This is a genomic window from Draconibacterium halophilum (genome assembly GCF_010448835.1).
In the GTDB taxonomy this organism is placed as follows: domain Bacteria; phylum Bacteroidota; class Bacteroidia; order Bacteroidales; family Prolixibacteraceae; genus Draconibacterium; species Draconibacterium halophilum.
The window spans coordinates 4485323-4503987 of the sequence record NZ_CP048409.1 but is presented as its reverse complement, the minus strand read 5'-3'; the positions used below and the strand labels follow the sequence as shown (position 1 = coordinate 4503987).

At 39.3% G+C, this 18665-nt stretch carries 20 protein-coding genes and 1 tRNA gene; 15 read left to right on the top strand and 6 right to left on the bottom strand.

The window, feature by feature from the left end; translation table 11 throughout:
* The first annotated feature begins 3 nt into the window (after window positions 1–3).
* The 3 genes from G0Q07_RS18380 to secG are packed head-to-tail and all read left to right on the top strand — an operon-like array spanning window position 4 to window position 1491.
* Window positions 4–519: an LptE family protein gene (locus G0Q07_RS18380; protein ID WP_163348530.1), complete on the top strand. Its 516-nt coding sequence runs from the start codon at window positions 4–6 to the stop codon at window positions 517–519.
* A gap of 1 nt (window position 520) precedes the next feature.
* Complete coding sequence (locus G0Q07_RS18375) at window positions 521–1120, top strand: hypothetical protein (RefSeq protein WP_163348529.1); 600 nt, start codon at window positions 521–523, stop codon at window positions 1118–1120.
* Between the two features lie 5 nt (window positions 1121–1125).
* A complete protein-coding gene (secG, locus tag G0Q07_RS18370) occupies window positions 1126–1491 on the top strand; it encodes a preprotein translocase subunit SecG (RefSeq protein WP_163348528.1) in 366 nt (121 codons plus the stop codon).
* Between the two features lie 79 nt (window positions 1492–1570).
* Here secG and G0Q07_RS18365 read toward each other — a convergent pair whose 3' ends face one another.
* Window positions 1571–2062, bottom strand: coding sequence for a hypothetical protein (locus tag G0Q07_RS18365; RefSeq protein WP_163348527.1), 492 nt, complete (start codon window positions 2060–2062; stop codon window positions 1571–1573).
* A 194-nt stretch (window positions 2063–2256) separates the two neighbouring features.
* Window positions 2257–2835: a hypothetical protein gene (locus tag G0Q07_RS18360; protein ID WP_163348526.1), complete on the bottom strand. Its 579-nt coding sequence runs from the start codon at window positions 2833–2835 to the stop codon at window positions 2257–2259.
* A gap of 363 nt (window positions 2836–3198) precedes the next feature.
* Here G0Q07_RS18360 and G0Q07_RS18355 point away from each other — a divergent pair, with 363 nt between their 5' ends.
* The 10 genes from G0Q07_RS18355 to G0Q07_RS18310 all read left to right on the top strand — a co-directional run bounded on the left by G0Q07_RS18355 (window position 3199) and on the right by G0Q07_RS18310 (window position 11860).
* The gene (locus G0Q07_RS18355) at window positions 3199–3477 is read left to right on the top strand and encodes a co-chaperone GroES (protein ID WP_163348525.1); all 279 of its coding nucleotides are present in this window, start codon (window positions 3199–3201) and stop codon (window positions 3475–3477) included.
* Window positions 3478–3501: 24 nt separating this feature from the next.
* Window positions 3502–5145, top strand: a complete 1644-nt coding sequence (groL, locus tag G0Q07_RS18350; protein WP_163348524.1) for a chaperonin GroEL — start codon at window positions 3502–3504, stop codon at window positions 5143–5145.
* Window positions 5146–5746: 601 nt separating this feature from the next.
* Complete coding sequence (gdhA, locus tag G0Q07_RS18345; RefSeq protein ID WP_163348523.1) at window positions 5747–7081, top strand: NADP-specific glutamate dehydrogenase; 1335 nt, start codon at window positions 5747–5749, stop codon at window positions 7079–7081.
* A gap of 276 nt (window positions 7082–7357) precedes the next feature.
* A complete protein-coding gene (locus G0Q07_RS18340; protein WP_163348522.1) occupies window positions 7358–8122 on the top strand; it encodes a TatD family hydrolase in 765 nt (254 codons plus the stop codon).
* A gap of 28 nt (window positions 8123–8150) precedes the next feature.
* Window positions 8151–9194, top strand: coding sequence for an asparaginase (locus tag G0Q07_RS18335; RefSeq protein ID WP_163348521.1), 1044 nt, complete (start codon window positions 8151–8153; stop codon window positions 9192–9194).
* Between the two features lie 71 nt (window positions 9195–9265).
* A tRNA-Ser gene (locus G0Q07_RS18330) sits at window positions 9266–9353 on the top strand.
* Between the two features lie 137 nt (window positions 9354–9490).
* A complete protein-coding gene (locus tag G0Q07_RS18325) occupies window positions 9491–10300 on the top strand; it encodes a MotA/TolQ/ExbB proton channel family protein (protein WP_163348520.1) in 810 nt (269 codons plus the stop codon).
* Between the two features lie 11 nt (window positions 10301–10311).
* Window positions 10312–10773 (top strand): hypothetical protein, encoded by a 462-nt coding sequence (locus G0Q07_RS18320; RefSeq protein ID WP_163348519.1) that lies wholly within the window; start codon window positions 10312–10314, stop codon window positions 10771–10773.
* 32 nt (window positions 10774–10805) lie between these two features.
* Window positions 10806–11378, top strand: a complete 573-nt coding sequence (locus G0Q07_RS18315; protein ID WP_163348518.1) for an ExbD/TolR family protein — start codon at window positions 10806–10808, stop codon at window positions 11376–11378.
* An 11-nt stretch (window positions 11379–11389) separates the two neighbouring features.
* Window positions 11390–11860 (top strand): ExbD/TolR family protein, encoded by a 471-nt coding sequence (locus tag G0Q07_RS18310; RefSeq protein ID WP_163348517.1) that lies wholly within the window; start codon window positions 11390–11392, stop codon window positions 11858–11860.
* A gap of 89 nt (window positions 11861–11949) precedes the next feature.
* Here the strand turns inward: G0Q07_RS18310 and G0Q07_RS18305 are convergent, their stop codons facing one another.
* From G0Q07_RS18305 to G0Q07_RS18295, 3 genes are all read right to left on the bottom strand, one after another.
* Complete coding sequence (locus G0Q07_RS18305) at window positions 11950–13269, bottom strand: DEAD/DEAH box helicase (RefSeq protein ID WP_163348516.1); 1320 nt, start codon at window positions 13267–13269, stop codon at window positions 11950–11952.
* A gap of 152 nt (window positions 13270–13421) precedes the next feature.
* Window positions 13422–14525 carry a DNA-processing protein DprA gene (dprA, locus tag G0Q07_RS18300; RefSeq protein ID WP_163348515.1) on the bottom strand — a complete coding sequence of 368 codons (1104 nt, stop codon included), beginning with the start codon at window positions 14523–14525 and terminating at the stop codon, window positions 13422–13424.
* Window positions 14526–14544: 19 nt separating this feature from the next.
* A complete protein-coding gene (locus tag G0Q07_RS18295) occupies window positions 14545–14997 on the bottom strand; it encodes a hypothetical protein (RefSeq protein ID WP_163348514.1) in 453 nt (150 codons plus the stop codon).
* Window positions 14998–15094: 97 nt separating this feature from the next.
* Here G0Q07_RS18295 and aroB point away from each other — a divergent pair, with 97 nt between their 5' ends.
* Window positions 15095–16159, top strand: a complete 1065-nt coding sequence (aroB, locus tag G0Q07_RS18290; RefSeq protein WP_163348513.1) for a 3-dehydroquinate synthase — start codon at window positions 15095–15097, stop codon at window positions 16157–16159.
* Window positions 16160–16195: 36 nt separating this feature from the next.
* Window positions 16196–17428: a 3-phosphoshikimate 1-carboxyvinyltransferase gene (locus G0Q07_RS18285; protein WP_163348512.1), complete on the top strand. Its 1233-nt coding sequence runs from the start codon at window positions 16196–16198 to the stop codon at window positions 17426–17428.
* A 108-nt stretch (window positions 17429–17536) separates the two neighbouring features.
* On the opposite strand, the gene G0Q07_RS18280 is transcribed toward G0Q07_RS18285, so the two are convergent.
* Complete coding sequence (locus G0Q07_RS18280; RefSeq protein WP_163348511.1) at window positions 17537–18631, bottom strand: acyltransferase family protein; 1095 nt, start codon at window positions 18629–18631, stop codon at window positions 17537–17539.
* Window positions 18632–18665: the final 34 nt, after the last annotated feature.

Genomic DNA, 18665 nt, shown 5'->3' with positions numbered 1-18665 from the left:
AATATGTTGCGAAAACTATTGTTTATGGCCGTGTTGGCCGGTTTGGTTGGCATTTTAGCACCATCGTGTAAAGTTAGCTATTCATTTACCGGCGCTAACTTATCGCCTGAGGTAAAGACATTTACGGTGTATTATTTCCCCAATCGGGCACGTTTAATCAATCCTACACTTAGCCAAAGTTTTACCGAAGAAATGCGCGAAAAATTAACGCGCCAAACCTCGTTAAATGAACTTTCGGAGAGTGGCGATCTTGAATTTGAAGGGCAGATTACGGGTTATGAATTCCGGCCAATGTCCGTTCAGAAAGAGGATGTGTCGGCGCAAACACGCCTGACTGTTACAATTAATGTAAAGTACACAAATAATAAGGTGCCCGAAGATAATTTCGAACAATCGTTCTCGGCATACGAAGACTTTGATAGTAATCTTTCTATCAGTTCGGTTGAAGAAGATTTGAGTGCCGAAATTATTGAAAAACTTACCGAGGATATTTTTAACGCCACAATTGCAAACTGGTAATATGGAGCGAGAGCAATTTCTGTCATATATAAATACATCAAAATCGCTGAATGAAAAAACGTTGGATGAGGTGAGAAAATTTACCGTCGATTTTCCGTGGTTTTCAGGAGGATGGTTGTTGTATTTAAAAAATCTGAAAAACATAAATCATGCTGACTATGATGTTGTTTTGAAGAAAGTGGCGGTTATGGTTCCCGACCGAAAAGTACTGTTCAAGTATTTAAATGATGAATTACCCGACAAACAGCCGCTTGCTCCAAAAGATAAAGCATCAGCCGGTTATCGTTTGGAAGGAGATGTTGAAATTCAATCTGAAAACTCATTGATCGATAAATTTTTATCGGTCGACAATGCACGTTTAGGTACAGCCAAGTTTAATTCGGAAGCTAGTGAAAATGAGAGTGATAAGGTGCATGTTGAGGAGTCGGTAAAAGAAGACGAGGAGCTTGTTACCGAAACTTTGGCATCGATTTATTTCCAGCAAAAGAACTTCGATAAAGCTTTGGATGCTTATAAAAAATTAAGTTTGAAATATCCGGAAAAAAGTGTTTACTTTGCAGGCCGTATCGAAGAAATTGAATTGTTTAAGAATAATAATTAGAAAAGATGTATACTTTAATCACCGTTTTACTATTTATCGTTTGTATCCTTTTGGTACTGATTGTACTGGTACAAAACTCTAAAGGCGGAGGTCTGGCAAGTAACTTCCAGTCTTCAGGTCAGGTTATGGGCGTGCGAAAAACAACCGACTTTCTTGAAAAAGGAACGTGGTTTTTGGCAGCAGCTTTATTATTCCTTTCTGTTGTTGGAGCTGGTTTTATACCGCGTGAACAAACCGAGGTAGACCAAAGCCGGGTACAGGAGCAGATTGAAACAGCTGTTGATCCTACTCAGGTGCCAACATTCCCAACAACGCCTCCGGCTGCAACTGAAGAAACTCCGGCTGCGGAAGATGAAGGTGGTGAAAATTAGGATTTCATAAAAATGATATATAGAAAAGCCGTTCAATTTTGAACGGCTTTTTTTATGGTCAGTTTTTCAATTCTCACTATTATTTTTCTTCGGGTACATTTGATGGTGGGACTTTTCCTGTAATATCATCAATAATAAGAATGATATACTTCTCTTTTCTGAAGTAGAATTGCCGGGTTGAAAATTGAAGGTCTTTCATTTCGCGTTCCCCATTTTGGGTAAAAAAAGGGCGTCGGATATGTTTTTTATATATGATACTGTTGTTCAGATATGAATCAAAAGCTGCCAGCCTTAATTCACAAGTGCAGCATTTTGAAGTTTTTCCGCAATCTTTTGCTTCTTCAATCTGATAGGCACATCCGATTGCTTCGCCACAACGCATGTATAAAAGATCCTCGTCGGCTTTGTTAGAGAAAATTGTTTTTAGTGCCTTATTAAATGCCTGTAACCTCATGTCTTTGTCGAGCAGAAGAACACAATTCGTAATATTATCTAAAACTAAATTCATAAACTCACTCGACTCGGTAAGCATGTCGAAACTGTGGTTGGCCATTGTTTTTTTTGACTGCATTGTGTTATTGTTTGGTGTATTTGCCTTAAATGTACAAAAAATGGTATTGAAAGTCAATACGTAAGTATGTTTTATTAAAGTTGGCTAATTTCCATAATGGAAGAACCAAAATGGTTAATGGCCGGGCATTCTTCGCTTTAATTGTATCGAATGCCAGGCTATTTGCCAGTAGAATTATTAATTAACCACGATTTTTATAAGGTAAACCGCGGTGAGTGGTATTCACTTTCGATAATTAAGGGAACATTCAATTGAGCGGTTGATGAAAGATTAAAGTTCGCCATTCCCTTTATCTCGATCGAAATATAATAATGTGGATTTTCGTTCAGCTGATTGATTAGTGGAGACAGAACATTATCCAAAACCAATGTGTGCGTATTACTATTCAAGAAACTTCCATCCTGCAATAAATCTATCGATTGGATTTGTTGATACACGGCATCGCCTTGTGTTTTGTACGAGATGATGAGTTGGAGTTCTTCAATAGTTTCGTTGCTTTGCAGGGCGTCAAACGAAATGGTAGAGCCCTCGCCCGGATTAATCTGAACAACATCTCCGGGACACTCTTTGATTTCATTGCTATAACCCAGACAAAAAACTCCAACACCATTGAAGCGATAAGTTTGTGGTGTTTGGTTACCTTCTGCAAAATAGGATTTTGTCGGGATATCGACGATCAGCGTGGTTTCTGTGAGGTAGTCTGTATCTGCTTCGTGGCAGGCTGGCAGAGATAGAAATAGTACCCCAATTAGAAATAAATTCTTGAGTTTCATGGCTTCTTGTTTTAATTGTTACTACCACAGGGTACTTTGGCTCGTGTTTTCTCACTTTAATAAATACGATAAAAGTAAAGTTATAGTTGCGAAAGGGCGAATAAAAAGACATATTGGTATTTATAGGTGTTAAAAACAGAAAATCCCATCATTGTTCTGCCACCATGTCATAAAATCTGACAATTGTATAAGGTCCAGTAAGTCAGGGCTTATTGTTGTTTCTTGGGGGCAATCGAAAACTTCTCGATGTAATTTTGTCTTTGTTTTTTAATACTACGTTACAATTTATTAATTGGCATAAAATATGATACTGAAAGTGCGTTAAAACGAAAAAAATATTTAATCATAAAAAACGAAAACAAAATGGCAGATTTAAAAGGTAAAATTCTTGCTGGAAAGATCCTGGTTCAAGCTCAGGAAGCAGAAGAAAAAACAGTGAGTGGAATCATAATCCCTGATTCAGCAAAGGAAAAACCACAGGTTGGTACTGTTGTATTAGTAGGTGCTGATAAAAAAGATGAGCCAATGGAATTAAAAGCTGGTGACATTGTTTTTTACGGTAGGTATTCAGGTACCGAGTTGAACATTGATGGAGTAGACTATTTGTTGATGTCGCAGTCTGACGTTTTATACATTAACTAATTTCAAAAAGTAAAAATCATAAAGATGGCTAAAGAAATTAAATTCGATATTGAAGCACGCGATTTGCTTAAGAGCGGTGTAGACCAATTGGCTAACGCTGTAAAAGTTACTTTAGGACCAAAAGGTCGTAATGTGGTAATCGAGAAAAAATTTGGTGCACCACAAATTACTAAAGACGGTGTAACAGTTGCAAAAGAAATTGATTTGAGTGATGCATATGAAAATATGGGTGCGCAAATGGTTAAAGAAGTAGCTTCGAAAACCGGCGACGACGCTGGTGATGGTACTACTACGGCAACTGTTTTGGCACAATCGATCATTAACGTTGGTTTGAAAAACGTAACTGCAGGTGCTAACCCAATGGATCTGAAACGCGGTATCGACAAAGCTGTAAAGGCTGTTGTGGAAAGTATTGCTGACCAGGCTCAAACTATTGGCGATGATTATGCAAAAATCGAATCGGTTGCAAAAGTTTCAGCAAACAACGATAGTGTTATCGGATCATTAATCGCCGAGGCGATGAAAAAAGTACACAAAGAAGGTGTTATCACAATCGAAGAATCAAAAGGAACTGATACTTACGTTGACGTTGTTGAAGGTATGCAATTCGACCGTGGTTACCTTTCTCCATATTTTGTAACCGACGCTGAAAAAATGGTTGCAGAATTGGAGAATCCATATATTTTGATCTACGACAAGAAGATTAGTACAATGAAAGACCTTCTTCCGGTATTGGAAGCAACAGCTCAGAGTGGTCGTCCGTTGATGATCATTTCAGAAGATGTTGATGGCGAAGCATTGGCAACTTTGGTTGTTAACCGTTTGCGCGGTTCGTTGAAAGTATGTGCTGTTAAAGCTCCTGGTTTTGGCGATCGCAGAAAAGAAATGTTGGAAGACATTGCCATCCTGACAGGTGGTACAGTTATTACCGAAGAAAAAGGTATGAAACTGGAGCAGGCTACAATTGATATGTTGGGTCAGTGCGAAAAAATTACTGTTGATAAGGAAAATACAACTGTTGTTAACGGTGCCGGTGCAAAAAAAGCTATTGCTGCCCGTGTTAACCAGATCAAAACTCAGATGGGAACTACAACTTCTGATTACGACAAAGAAAAACTGCAAGAGCGTTTGGCTAAGTTAGCCGGTGGTGTTGCTGTTATCTATGTTGGTGCAGCTTCAGAAGTGGAAATGAAAGAGAAAAAAGATCGCGTTGACGATGCGTTGCACGCAACTCGTGCTGCTGTTGAAGAAGGAATTGTTCCTGGTGGTGGTGTTGCTTTCGTTCGTGCAATTGCTGCATTGGAAAATGTAAAAGGCGACAACGACGACGAAACAACAGGTGTTGAAATCGTTAAACGTGCCATTGAAGAGCCACTGCGTCAGATTGTAGCTAACGCTGGCAAAGAAGGTGCTGTAGTTGTTCAGAATGTGAAAGACGGCGAAGGCGATTACGGTTACAATGCCCGTACTGATGAATACCAGAAGCTTTACGAAGTTGGTGTTATCGACCCTGCAAAAGTAACTCGTGTTGCACTTGAAAACGCTGCTTCAATTGCCGGTATGTTCTTAACTACTGAAACAGTAATTGTTGAAGAAAAAGAAGATGCTCCTGCTATGCCTCCAATGGGTGGTGGTCCAGGAATGGGCGGCATGGGCGGCATGATGTAAAAATCAGCTCAGAATAAATGATATAGAAAGCTCTTCTCTTTTTGAGAAGGGCTTTTTTTTGGCTCAAAATCTGCACTCCTGTTTTATAAAAGAATTGCCGCCAAACCAAAGATTTTAAGTTTTGGTTGAAACCGAACTATGCTTTTTAATACTTTGATAGAAAAATCAACTATTAAATAACAAGCTATTAAGTTTCTGAAATACAACAATTAAGAATTTATACTTTGAGTGTATAAATACTTACAATTGCCTGTTTTTGAGGTTATTCAGTGAATGCTGTCTGGAATACTGACTTCCGTCACAGAGTGTTTTTTAACATCTTTTTACTGGGCTGTAAGAGGTTGGTAGTCAGCGTTTAATAAGTGTGTGCAAATCTTTAGAAAAGCTTGTTATTTATTTTTTTACTTCTCTACCTTTGCCAAACAATAATTTATTGATTGCAAAAGTTCATAAAAGAATATGATTTTTAATTAGGCAGCCATACTTTGGATGTCATCTAATTTTTAACCTTATGAAACGAGCATGTAGATTCGTCACATTAATATTTATAGTTACAGTGCGAGTTGCATACGATGCTTCATAATTAAACAATTTTAATCGTATGAAAACAGATATAAATGAATTCATCGCGAATTTGGAGCACAGAACTCCGGGGGAAAATGAATTTCACCAGGCAGTGGAAGAAGTAATCGGTTCGGTTTGGGATTTTTATGAAAAGAATCCACGTTACCAACGCGCGAACATTCTGGCGCGAATGGTTGAGCCCGAGCGCGTAATCATGTTCCGGGTGCCTTGGGTTAATGATCGGGGCGAAGTGCAAATAAACCGTGGATACCGGGTTGAATTTAATTCGGCACTGGGGCCTTATAAAGGAGGATTGCGGTTTCATGCCAGCGTAACTTTAAGTATTTTAAAGTTTCTCGGATTTGAACAAACTTTTAAAAATAGCCTTACAACACTGCCAATGGGGGGAGGAAAAGGAGGATCAGACTTTAGTCCCAAAGGTAAAAGCGATGGTGAGATCATGCGGTTTTGTCAAAGTTTTATGACAGAGTTGTATCGTCATATCGGGCCAAATACCGATGTTCCTGCCGGCGATATTGGCGTTGGCGGACGAGAGATTGGCTACTTGTTCGGTCAATATAAACGATTAAAAAATGAATTTACAGGTGTGCTAACCGGAAAGGGTTTGTCTTGGGGAGGAAGTTTAATTCGCCCGGAAGCAACTGGTTTTGGTGCGGTATATTTTGCCCAGCACATGTTGCATCGAATTGGAAAAGATATAGAAGGTCAAACAATATCAGTGTCAGGTTTTGGAAACGTTGCCTGGGGGGCTATCTCAAAAATTAATGAGCTTGGCGGAAAAGTAGTAACCATTTCCGGACCGGATGGCTACATCTACGACAAGAATGGAATAAGTAGTGAGAAAGTTGAATACCTGCTTGAGTTGCGCTCTACCAATAATGACATTGTTTCGCCGTATGCCGAAGAGTTTGATGCCGTATTTGTTCCGGATAAGCGCCCCTGGGAAGTACCGGTTGATCTGGCAATGCCATGTGCCACCGAAAATGAAGTTGGGTTGGACGATGCAAAAGAATTGGCTAAGAATGGTTGTAAACTGTTAGCAGAAGCATCTAATATGGGATGTACAGCCGAAGCCGTAGACTTTTTGACTGTAGCAATGGATTATGCTCCGGGGAAAGCTGTTAACGCTGGAGGTGTTGCTGTTTCAGGACTTGAAATGTCGCAAAACAGTATGCGAATTAATTGGCCACGCGAAGAAGTGGACGAACGTTTAAAAGGTATAATGAAAGCGATTCACGAAACTTGTGTAGGTTATGGAACCAAAGGCAATAAAGTCGATTATGTGAAAGGAGCCAACGTTGGAGGCTTTGTAAAAGTTGCCGAAGCTATGTTGGCACAAGGAGTAGTTTAGGATAATTAAGAAACACGCAAGATTAAAATAGGAGAAAATCCGTTCGGTTACCGGACGGATTTTTTACTTTTCCCACAGTTGTATTATGTAGCAGACAGATAACACTAAAATTTAATTTTTAGATAAAGTTAAAAAGAAGGTAAGGAACAAACACTTTTATACTTTTGTCGGCAATTAAGATTTAAATGTTTTGATTTGGCATACTTCTTTATGCCTATTTTAAAAGGAAAATTTGAAAGACTGGTAATAAATGGCGAAGGTAAAAGTTAGACCTAGATGTTAATAGATACACATTCTCATATATATTCAGAAGATTTCATTCAAGATCGAGACGAAGCTTTGAAACGTGCTGATGAGAGCGGAATTAAAAAGATCATATTGCCAAACATTGATTCGGGCTCCATAAAGCACATGCTTGATCTGGCAGGTGCTTATCCGAATTTATGTTTTCCGCTTATTGGCTTGCATCCTACTTCGGTAGAAGATGATTACCAGGAAGAGTTGGAGGCGATTGATTATTGGTTACAGCGACGAAAATTCTACGGTATTGGCGAAATTGGTATCGATTTGTATTGGGAAAGTAAATTTGAAAAAGAACAAAAGGATGCATTTCGTTATCAGTTGCGTTTGGCAAAAAATTTAAACTTACCGGTTGTAATACACGTGCGCAATTCCTTCAACCAGACCTATGAAATTGTAAAAGAAGAACAAGACGGAACCTTACGAGGTGTTTTTCACTGTTTTAGTGGAACAATAGAGGAAGCACATAAAATAACAGAACTCGGTTTTTTGCTTGGAATTGGAGGGGTTGTTACATTTAAAAACAGCGATCTTGATGAAGTGATTAAAGATATCGATCCCCATCATATCGTTCTTGAAACCGATTCTCCATACCTGGCGCCAGTTCCGAAAAGAGGAAAACGTAACGAAAGTTCCTATCTTATTCATGTAGCACAGAAAGTTGCTGACGTATACCGCTTACCACTCACTCGCATTGCCGAAATTACCACCACCAATGCCCGTAATTTATTCGGAATTTGATAACTTGCAGCCCTAATTAAAAACTGCAATGACCAAAAAAACTGCCAAAAAAACTTCCATATTAATTATATATACCGGAGGTACCATTGGTATGGTTCAAGATGCCAAAAATGGTGCCTTAAAACCGGTGAAGTTCGATAAAATTCAGGAGGTGGTTCCTGAGTTGAAAAAATTTGATTTTATTATTAAAACCATCACTTTTAATCCGGCCCTCGATTCTTCTAATATGAATCCCATGTCGTGGATAAAAATTGCCAAAACCATTGAACGTTATTATAATGCCTACGATGGTTTTGTTGTTTTGCACGGAACCGATACTATGGCTTACACCGCATCGGCACTAAGTTATATGTTCGAAAACCTCGATAAACCAATTGTTTTAACCGGATCGCAATTGCCAATCGGAGTGATACGTACAGATGGAAAAGAAAACCTGATCACAGCGGTTGAAATTGCGGCGGGTAAAGTGTCCGGGGAAAGTCTGGTTCCCGAAGTGTGTATTTATTTTGATTTTAAATTATACCGCGGGAACCGCACTTTAAAACGTGATGCCGAATTGTTCAGCGCGTTTCGTTCAGTGAATTATCCGGCATTGGCTGTTGCTGGTATCGACATAAAATATCGTATCGAATTTATTTATTACCCGGAGAATAAAGGAATATTAAAAGTAAACACCGACTTTGATGATAATGTCGTTATTCTTAAAATATTTCCGGGAATTAATCAGAATGTATTTAATTCAGTATTGAATACCCCCGGATTGAAAGGAGTTGTATTTGAGACATTTGGGTCGGGAAATGTCCCTACTTCCCGATGGTTGATTAATGCAATTAAACGAACTATAAAACGTGGTATTGTGGTACTGAATGTAACGCAATGCCAGGGGGGTAAGGTTGTCATGGGGCAATATCAAACAAGTGTTGAGTTATTGAATGCCGGGGTGGTTTCGGCTAAAGATATGACTACTGAAGCAGCCGTTACAAAGTTGATGTTTTTGCTTGGGCAAGGCCTAAAACCGGACGAAATTAAAATGTACCTCAATAAAAGTCTGCGCGGGGAAATTAGTGAATAGCAAAGTTTTTATTTCACAATTTTTTATTAATTTGCAGCCCTCATTTTTGGGAGGCCGCGCTGGAATATTTTGGAGAGGTGCAGGAGTGGCTTAACTGGCACGCCTGGAAAGCGTGTGTACCCCGAAAGGGTACCGAGGGTTCGAATCCCTCTCTCTCCGCAAAAATGAGACGTTCTTTTAAGAAGAAGCAAGTCTTTAATCAGGGCATGTTTTTTGTGGGAAAGAGGATTAATTATTTTAAAAATCAATACAAAAACAAATTCAAAGAGATTATTAATTAAAAATTCAAATCAATTATGAAAAGACTATTCGCGTTAATAGCCGTATTTGGGATGCTGTTTTTTATGGCATCTAATGTAGCGCTTGCTCAGGAGGAAGAAGCAGCTGCCACTGAAACTGCTACTGAACAAGTAGAGGAAACATCTGCTGCAATAGCGGAAGAAGAAGCTGCTGCAACTGCAGAAGAAGGTCAGTCACTTCACAGTCAGTTAAAACAAAAATTTATTGAAGGTAATCCTACTTTCATGACTTTCGTATTGGTAGCCCTTATTTTAGGTCTTGCCTTTGCAATTGAAAGAGTTCTTTACCTTAACCTTGCAACCAGTAACACTAAAAAACTATTGGCTGAAGTTGAAGAAGCATTAGAGAGTGGTGGTGTTGAGGCTGCAAAAGAAGTATGTCGTAATACTCGCGGACCTGTTGCAGGTATTTTCTACCAAGGTCTTGATCGTTTCGATCACGGTATCGACGTAGTTGAAAAAACAGTTATTTCTTACGGTGGTGTTCAGGCTGGTCTTTTAGAAAAAGGATTAAGCTGGATCGCACTTTTCATCGCTTTGGCTCCGATGCTTGGTTTCATGGGTACAGTAATCGGTATGATTGGCGCTTTCGATGCTATCCAGGTAGCAGGTGACATTAGCCCGTCTCTTGTAGCTGGTGGTATTAAAGTAGCTTTGATTACAACTGTAACAGGTCTTATTGTTGCTATTATTCTTCAGATTTTCTACAACTACTGTGTAGCTAAAATCGATAGCATTATTAACAACATGGAAGATGCATCTATCTCGTTGTTAGACTTGTTGGTAAAACATAACATGAAAAAATAGGAGTATAAGAAATGGGTAAGACAGGAAAAATAGTTACTATAATTCTGTGGGCTCTTATCATTGTTTCAGTTATTCTTCTTGTTTCGTTAATTGTAAATGTTAACAATGAAGTAGATACTGATCCTGCAATGTTAAGTTGGGTAAATACCAACCTTATATGGGCTTACATACTTGTAGCTATTGGTGCCGGTGTCGCAATTCTTTCCGGATTGTTTCACATGTTCACCGATAAAAAAGCTGCAAAGAACGGAATCATTTCCCTAGTATTTTTAGGTGTCGTTGGTTTAATAGCCTATTTAATGGCTTCACCAGAAATTCCACAATTTATTGGTGTGGACAAATTTTTGGCAGACGGAACCTTAAATGAGAGAGTAGCAAAATTAACAGACACTGGTTTGTATGCAACGTATATCCTTTTGGGATTGGCAGTATTGTCGGTTGCATCATCATCAGTAATGCGTTTGTTTAGATAGTTTAATCGTGGTAATAAAAACAGGAAAAAGTTATGGCTAAAAAAATACCTGAAATACCAGCAGCATCTTTAGCAGATATTGCATTTATGTTGCTGATCTTCTTCCTGGTAACAACCACGATGGACGTTGACAGCGGTCTTCGAAGAAAACTTCCGCAATGGGTCGATCCTGACGAATTAAAGGATCAGAATAACGAAATCAATGAAAGGAATATTTTTGTTGTGCTTGTTAATAAGAATAACGACCTGTTAGTGGAAGGTGACTACGAACAAATTGAGAATCTGCGTGAAAGGGCAAAAGAATTTATGGCGAACCCATATAATGCTGAAAATTTGCCTGAGAAAGAACCCATGGAGATACCATACTTTGGACAAGTTATGGTAACAAAAGGGGTGATTTCATTACGAAACGATTTAGATACTCAATATGGGACCTATCTCGCTGTTCAAAACGAACTGGTTGCTGCCATTAATGAATTAAGAGACGAGTTGGCTAAACAAGAGTTTGGTAAAGCTTATGAAGATCTTGATGGTGACAAACAAGACGCCATCCGAAAGATTTATCCTCAGAAAATTTCTGAAGCTGAACCAAAAGGTAAAATTTAAAAGAATAGATTATGAGCAAGTTTAGAAAAGATGATGGTAAGGAATTACCTCCTATTTCAACGGCTTCGTTGCCTGATATTGTGTTCATGCTTCTGTTCTTCTTTATGGTTAGTACAACTATGCGTGAGGTAACACTAAAGGTGAAAATGAATATTCCACAAGCTACTGAATTAAGTAAACTGGAAAAAAAATCTTTAGTAAGTTACATTTACATTGGAGAACCTCTTCCTGCGTTTCAGAAAACGTTTGGTAAGGCTCCACGTATTCAGTTGAACGACCAATTCGCAACAGTTGATGAAGTACAAGACTTTGTTATAGCGGAACGTGAAGCCCGAGATGAGGCTGAACAACCTTTTATGGTAACTTCGTTGAAAATTGATGAGAATACGAGAATGAGTATTGTTGGCGATGTAAAGCAGGAATTGCGTAAATCGGCTGCATTAAACATTAACTACTCAGCAAGAAAGAGAGCTGAAAGATAATTCATAGACTTATATACAAAAAAGGGAGGCATTTGCTTCCCTTTTTTGTTACCCTATTTTTGTGTAAACATCTACATTGGTGCTCAATATTATCTTCTTTTCTTTCTTTTTTGACGCTCTTTAGTGCGCGAAAACTTATCTTCAAAAGAACGTTTGGAAGACCCTTTTCTTTTTTTCTGATGAAAAGCTCCCTGGAAAGACGGATCTTCGATTTTGCGCTGCCGATCGATTTCGCGCAACATATCCTGTTCTTCTTTAGATTCCGATTCGGCCACTTCAACCTCTTTTGGCAAATCAAGAAGCTTAATCTCTTTGCGCATTAAACTTTCAATATGTTTCCAGTGCCATTCAGCGGCCGGGTCGATTAATGTAATGGCATCACCCTTATTCCCAGCACGCGCAGTTCGGCCAATTCGGTGAATATAATCGTCGTAATCATTCGGCAGATCGAAATTTATAACGTGGCTCACCTGGCTCACATCCATCCCCCGTGCCGAAACATCGGTAGTAATGAGTATCCGAACCTCACCCTTTTTAAATGCCTGTATAGAATTTATACGCGAGTTTTGTGATTTGTTAGAATGGAGAATACGCTTTTCTCCCTCTGCTTTTCGCTGAACAACTTTGTACACTCCCTCGGCATGTTCTTTTGTTTTTACAAAAATAACTACGCGGCTAAAGTTTTCTGCATCTTCAAGCAGGTATTTGATCAGATTGAGCTTTGTTCTGTAATTCGGAACCTTATAACAAATTTGTGTTACCAGACCAACCGGAGTTGCCGAGGGTGCTATTTCAAGTTTGTCATAATGGTCGAGAAAATCCTCGGCAAGCGTTTCTATTTTTTCCGAAAATGTAGCCGAAAATAAAAGGTTTTGTCTGCGTGACGGCAGGATCTCTTGTAGCTGTTGGATTTGTGGCATAAATCCCAAGTCCAGCATGCGGTCGGCTTCGTCGATAACCAGGTATTTCACTTTCTTTAAGCGTAAAGCTCCTGCCTGGTATAAATCCCACATGCGGCCGGGTGTAGCAACAAGAATATCGATGCCCGGTTCGAGCAGGGCAGCATGTTTTGTCCAGCCAATACCGCCAAATACTGCAGCATGGCGTAATTCAGAGTAACTTATTAATTCAGCAATATCTTCACCGACCTGAATGGCCAATTCGCGTGTGGGAACAATCACTACAACTCGTGGATCTGTTCCTTCCGGCTTTCTTAATCGCGTAAGCAGGGGAAGCAGATAGGCAGCAGTTTTGCCGGTACCGGTTTGCGCTACTCCTACAATATTAACTCCTGAATTAATCTTCGGAATTGCTTTCTCTTGTATGGGCGTTGGTGTAGTAAACCCAATATCGTCAAGCGATTTTAATATTGATTTTGCAACTTTTAAATCTTCAAAAGTCTTTTTCATCTTATTCGAATTGTTAATTTTCAATGGTATTCGATGGAACTCGTGTACTATGTTTATCCGGTATGCAATAATTTTTACATGCTCGTTTCATTCCATAAAATTTAAACTACAGAATTGTCTGTTTGGCTGCAAAATTAGAAAATAAAGCCGACTTATCTCAATTTGTACATTTTCCCCGGTAGGGCAATCAAAAGGTTCTTAAACTCAAGGTTTAGCATCATGGCCGAAACACGACTTACAGGAAGTTTTATTTCGCCTGAAATCTGATCGATAAACAGTTCCCCTTTTTCTTTTAAAAGATCAATTACTTTTTGTTCCTGCGGGTTTAAATCAATAAACAAACTCGACTGAATGGCTTCAACTTTATCGCTTACTTCCCAACCCATAAAATATTCAAGATCTTCAATATTCTCAATTAGCGTGGCGCCGTGGTTTCTAATCAGTTGATTACAACCTTTTGAATAGGTATCACCCGAACGTCCGGGAAAAGCAAACACATCGCGGTTATATGACGAGGCAATATCGGCTGTAATTAATGAGCCTCCCTTTGCTGCCGACTCAACTACAATTGTAGCATCGGCCAATCCTGCGATAATACGATTTCGTTTAATAAAATTGGTTGGATCGATCTTTGAGTTACTTGGAAAATCAGTAATAATTCCGCCGCATTCCAGCATTTTTGTTGCCGTTTGTTTATGAATTGCCGGGTAAAGCATGTCCATTCCATGAGCAACAACTCCAACGGTGGGCAGCTTGTATTTCAGTGCACTTCGGTGAGCTTGCACATCAATGCCGTATGCCAGGCCGCTAACAACGAGAATGTTGTATTTCCTTTCTGCAAATTCGCGGCAAAGATCATTAACGATTGATTTTCCATATTCCGTGGCGTTACGCGTCCCAACAATGCTGATCACACGCTCGGTGTCGAGATTCATCTTCCCCCTTGTGTAAATTATAAGAGGCGCATCTACACAGCTTTTTAATCTTCGGGGATAAGTTGAATCGGTATAAAAATGAACACCAATTCCGTTTTTATCAATGTACTCCAACTCCTTTTCAGCCTTTGGTATAACATTGCTTTTCTTTATCTGACGGGCATAAAGTTCGCCTATTCCTGGAACTTTTGTTAATGCTTTTGCCGATTGCGAAAAAACACCCTCGGCACTGCCAATATAGGCAACCAAATTGCGGGCAAGAATTCCGCCAATGTTGGGAAGCATCGATAATGCAATTTTGTATTTAAGATCTTCATTCATAAGTGCAGGGAGATCTGAATTATGTTTTTAGGATTGAATTGAGTGATTCCTGAATTCGTTTACGGTCTTCGAAATTTAATCCGGCTAAGCTTACTGATGGATATTCGGCTGTTCCTCTATTGGTTTTGATGATGAGCGTGAGATCGGATAATTTTCCAAAAAATGAATTCTCAAAATAGATTTTTCTTAAACGGTATTTTGGAAATTCAATGGAATTATACGATTTTCCGCCCAGACTAACTACCTTATAATATTTAAGAACAATTTTATTGTTATCGTCCGAAAACTCTATGTATTGATAATCGGCCACATGAAAATAGAGATACCAACACGAGAAAACGCCTAATCCGGCAAGTGCATACAAGACATGATCGAGTAAAAATAAAGCCAGAATTCCCAGTGCGATAACAATGGAAACCAGGTAGAATATTTTTTTGATCTTCGAAACTTTTTCAGTGTTGCTTATTGTCATCTTTCGTTATTAAATATCAAAAACTATTGGCGAGAACAAACTAAAAAAAAGGCAATGCCATTTTTATTGTAACTTTATCGCAATTTAGCAGCTACATATGGGAAATTCAAAGATTTACTCTAAAATAATTTATAGCCGGAAACTGCAACAAGAACTTCAGGCTTACATCGATAAATATCCAAAAGGAAAGGTCTTTCTGGCTACCGAAGAAACTGTTGATCAACTTTGGGTAGCTAAAATTGATAGTTTTCTGACGAGCAATGGTATTAAAAAGGTGGTTGTACCTGCGGGAGAGAACAACAAAAAAATCACTTCGGTAGAAACCATTTGGCAGTTTTTGTCTGAAAATGAAGGTGATCGCAAGTCGTTACTTATTAATATTGGAGGCGGAATGCTAACCGACCTAGCAGGTTTTGCAGCCAGCACTTTTAAACGTGGAATCGATTTTCTGAATGTTCCAACAACGTTATTATCACAGGTTGACGCCTCGGTTGGTGGAAAAACCGGCTTTAATTTTAATGGGCTAAAAAACGAAATCGGGGTGTTTAAAGAACCCGTTGCCGTTGTTATCAATACCGATTTTCTGAAAACCATTGATCGCAACAATTTTATCTCGGGTTTTGCCGAAATGATTAAACATGGATTGATTCACAGCCCGGATCATTTGGCTGAACTAAAAGATTTTAATTTCGACACTATTGATTACGACCTGTTGCAGGAAGTTATTCGGCATTCAGTGAATGTGAAAGAGTACTTTGTAGCCAACGATCTTACCGAAAATAACATTCGTAAAGCACTGAATTTTGGGCACACCGTTGGACATGCATTCGAAAGTCTGGCGATGTCACGAAACCGGCCGGTTCTGCACGGTTATGCCGTGGCTTATGCTATGATTGCAGAATTGTTTCTATCGGTTAAAATGTGTGGTCTTCCGCAGCAGGACTGTGATAAATGGACAAAATGGATGCTCGATATTTACGGAAAATTTGAGATTGCCGACAATGATTTTGAGCAATTATATCAGTTGATGACACACGATAAAAAGAATGATTCGGGGCGGATCAATTTTACATTGTTGCCAAAAGTTGGAGAAATTGCTATCAATCAAAATTGCAGCAAAGATTTGATTTTGGAAGCGCTTAACTATTACAAAAGTCTGTAACTCGCAGGCTGTTTTAATCTCATTACAAATTCAAACATGATTTACCAGATAGCTACCGAAATAAAAGAAATTAACGGGGCAATTAATCTTCCGGCCTCAAAAAGTATAAGTAACCGGGCATTGATTATAAATGCGTTGAGTTATAGCCCGTACCCAATAAAAAACTTGTCGGCCAGTGATGATACAAAAGTATTGGAGGCGGCACTTTTTTCGAACAGCAATAAATTTAACATCGGGCATGCCGGAACTGCCATGCGATTTCTAACGGCTTTTCTGGCAAAAATAGTGGGCGAGTGGGAAATTACCGGCTCAGAACGTATGCAGCAACGCCCAATTTCTATTTTGGTGGATGCACTCAGTCAGTTAGGCGCCAAAATCGAATACCTGGGAAATGAAGGATGTCCGCCGTTGAAAATTTTTGGTTCGCACCTTAAAGGACAGACTATTGAACTGGATGGAAGCGTTTCAAGCCAATATATTTCGGCTCTTTTATTGATTGCGCCAACCGTTGAAAATGGATTGACTTTAAAATTGTTAGGTAATATCACATCACGGTCGTACATAAAACTTACGCTGGAGCTGATGGCCAAATTTGGCATCAAATACCGTTGGGACGATAATGAGGTTTTTGTGCCGGAACAAAAATATTTTGCCCGTGATCTTATTTGCGAGGCCGATTGGTCGGGAGCCTCGTACTGGTATCAGATGATGGCGCTGGTGGGTGACGGCGAAGTTTTGTTGGAAAATTTGCTTCTTGATAGTCTGCAGGGCGATGCTAATATTGCAACATGGTTTGAGCAGTTTGGCGTGACTTCTACACAAAAAGCAGAGGGTGTTGTGTTAGCAAAAAGTAAAAACCGACAGCCGGAAAAACTGATTTTTGATTTTATTGAGAATCCTGATGTGGCGCAAACCATGGCATGTTTATGTGTTGCTAAAAATATTCCATTCCACTTTTCAGGTTTAAAAACACTAAAGATAAAAGAAACCGACCGGATTGCTGCGCTACAAAACGAGTTGGCAAAGTTTGGCGTTAGTATTACCGAACCGGAACATGGAGAACTGGCCTGGGAAGGCAAGATTGATCAGGAGCAACGGGAAGAAAATCCAATAATTAGAACGTATCACGATCACCGGATGGCATTGGCATTTGCTCCAATGGCTTTGGCTGGGTTTAATATGCAAATTGATGATCCGATGGTAGTTACCAAATCGTATCCTGGCTTTTGGGATGACCTGGAAAAGATCGGATTTAAAATAGAGAAATAAAAAATCCCGGTTATTAGCCGGGATGTCAGTCTGAGCGAAGTCGAAAACTGTTTACTCCACACTTCGACTCCGCTCGGTGTGACACAATTTCTGCCCCACACAATTTTCCTATAATTTTATAAATATCTTTTTCTTATAAAGGATCCAGGCGGGAATAAAATTAAAGCCAATAAACAGGGCTGCATATAAAAAGCTGCCCAGTTCCATGCTCCACCCGGCATTTTCAAACAGGTTCATCCAGTGGTTATTTAAACTGCTTCCTCCAACTTTCAAGGTATAAAATGGTAAACGCCAAACATCGGCCAATACGTAAACAGCAATAGCATTCGATCCAAAAATAATTCCGGGTTTAGTAAAGCGGGTACGGCCGAGTACGTCAACAAAAAAGATGCTTATTGCCAAAACCATTCCTGCCAAACCCGATGTTACCATTACAAACGAACTGGTCCAGATGCTTTTATTAATAGGGAAAATGTAATTCCAGAAGAAACCTATAACAAAAGCAAAAAACGAGAAGGAGAAAAGATAAATGACTTTTCGTTCGGCGGGCATTTTGCTCAGTATTAAATGGCCTGCCAACATCCCTGTTATTCCCGTTGCAATAGCCGGAAGTGTACTCAATAGTCCTTCAGGGTCCCAGGTTTTCTGCCACAAATAACCGGGCAGAAATTTACTGTCAACCCATGCGGCAATGTTGGCGCCGGGTTCAAGCATTACTTTTCCATAACCGGGAGTGGGAATAAATTGCATAATAAGCCAGTAAATAACCAGCAAAGCCCCGGCAACAATGGCTTGCGTTTTCCATTTTGAGTTCAGAAACAAAAAAGCACAGACAAAAAATACGATGGCAATTCGTTGTAGTACGCCGGCAATCCGAATTTCTTCGAAATTAAAATTGGGGAACAACCACAGCAAAATACCAACGGCAAATATTTTTACCGAGCGAAAAATGATTTTCTTGTACATCGGACCTTTTGCAACGCCGGCATTCAGCCGTTTGGTGTAGGCCAGTGCAATAGATACACCAACAATAAATATGAAAAACGGAAAGATTAAATCCGTCGGTGTTAATCCATTCCAGCTTGCGTGTTCAAGTGGCGGATAAATATGTGCCCAGGTTGCCGGATTGTTTACCATGATCATTGCGGCAATGGTAAATCCGCGGAAGGCATCGAGTGAAATAAGTCTTTTAAATTCAGCCATTTTGTTTATTCGGTTTAGTAAAATATTACAATAT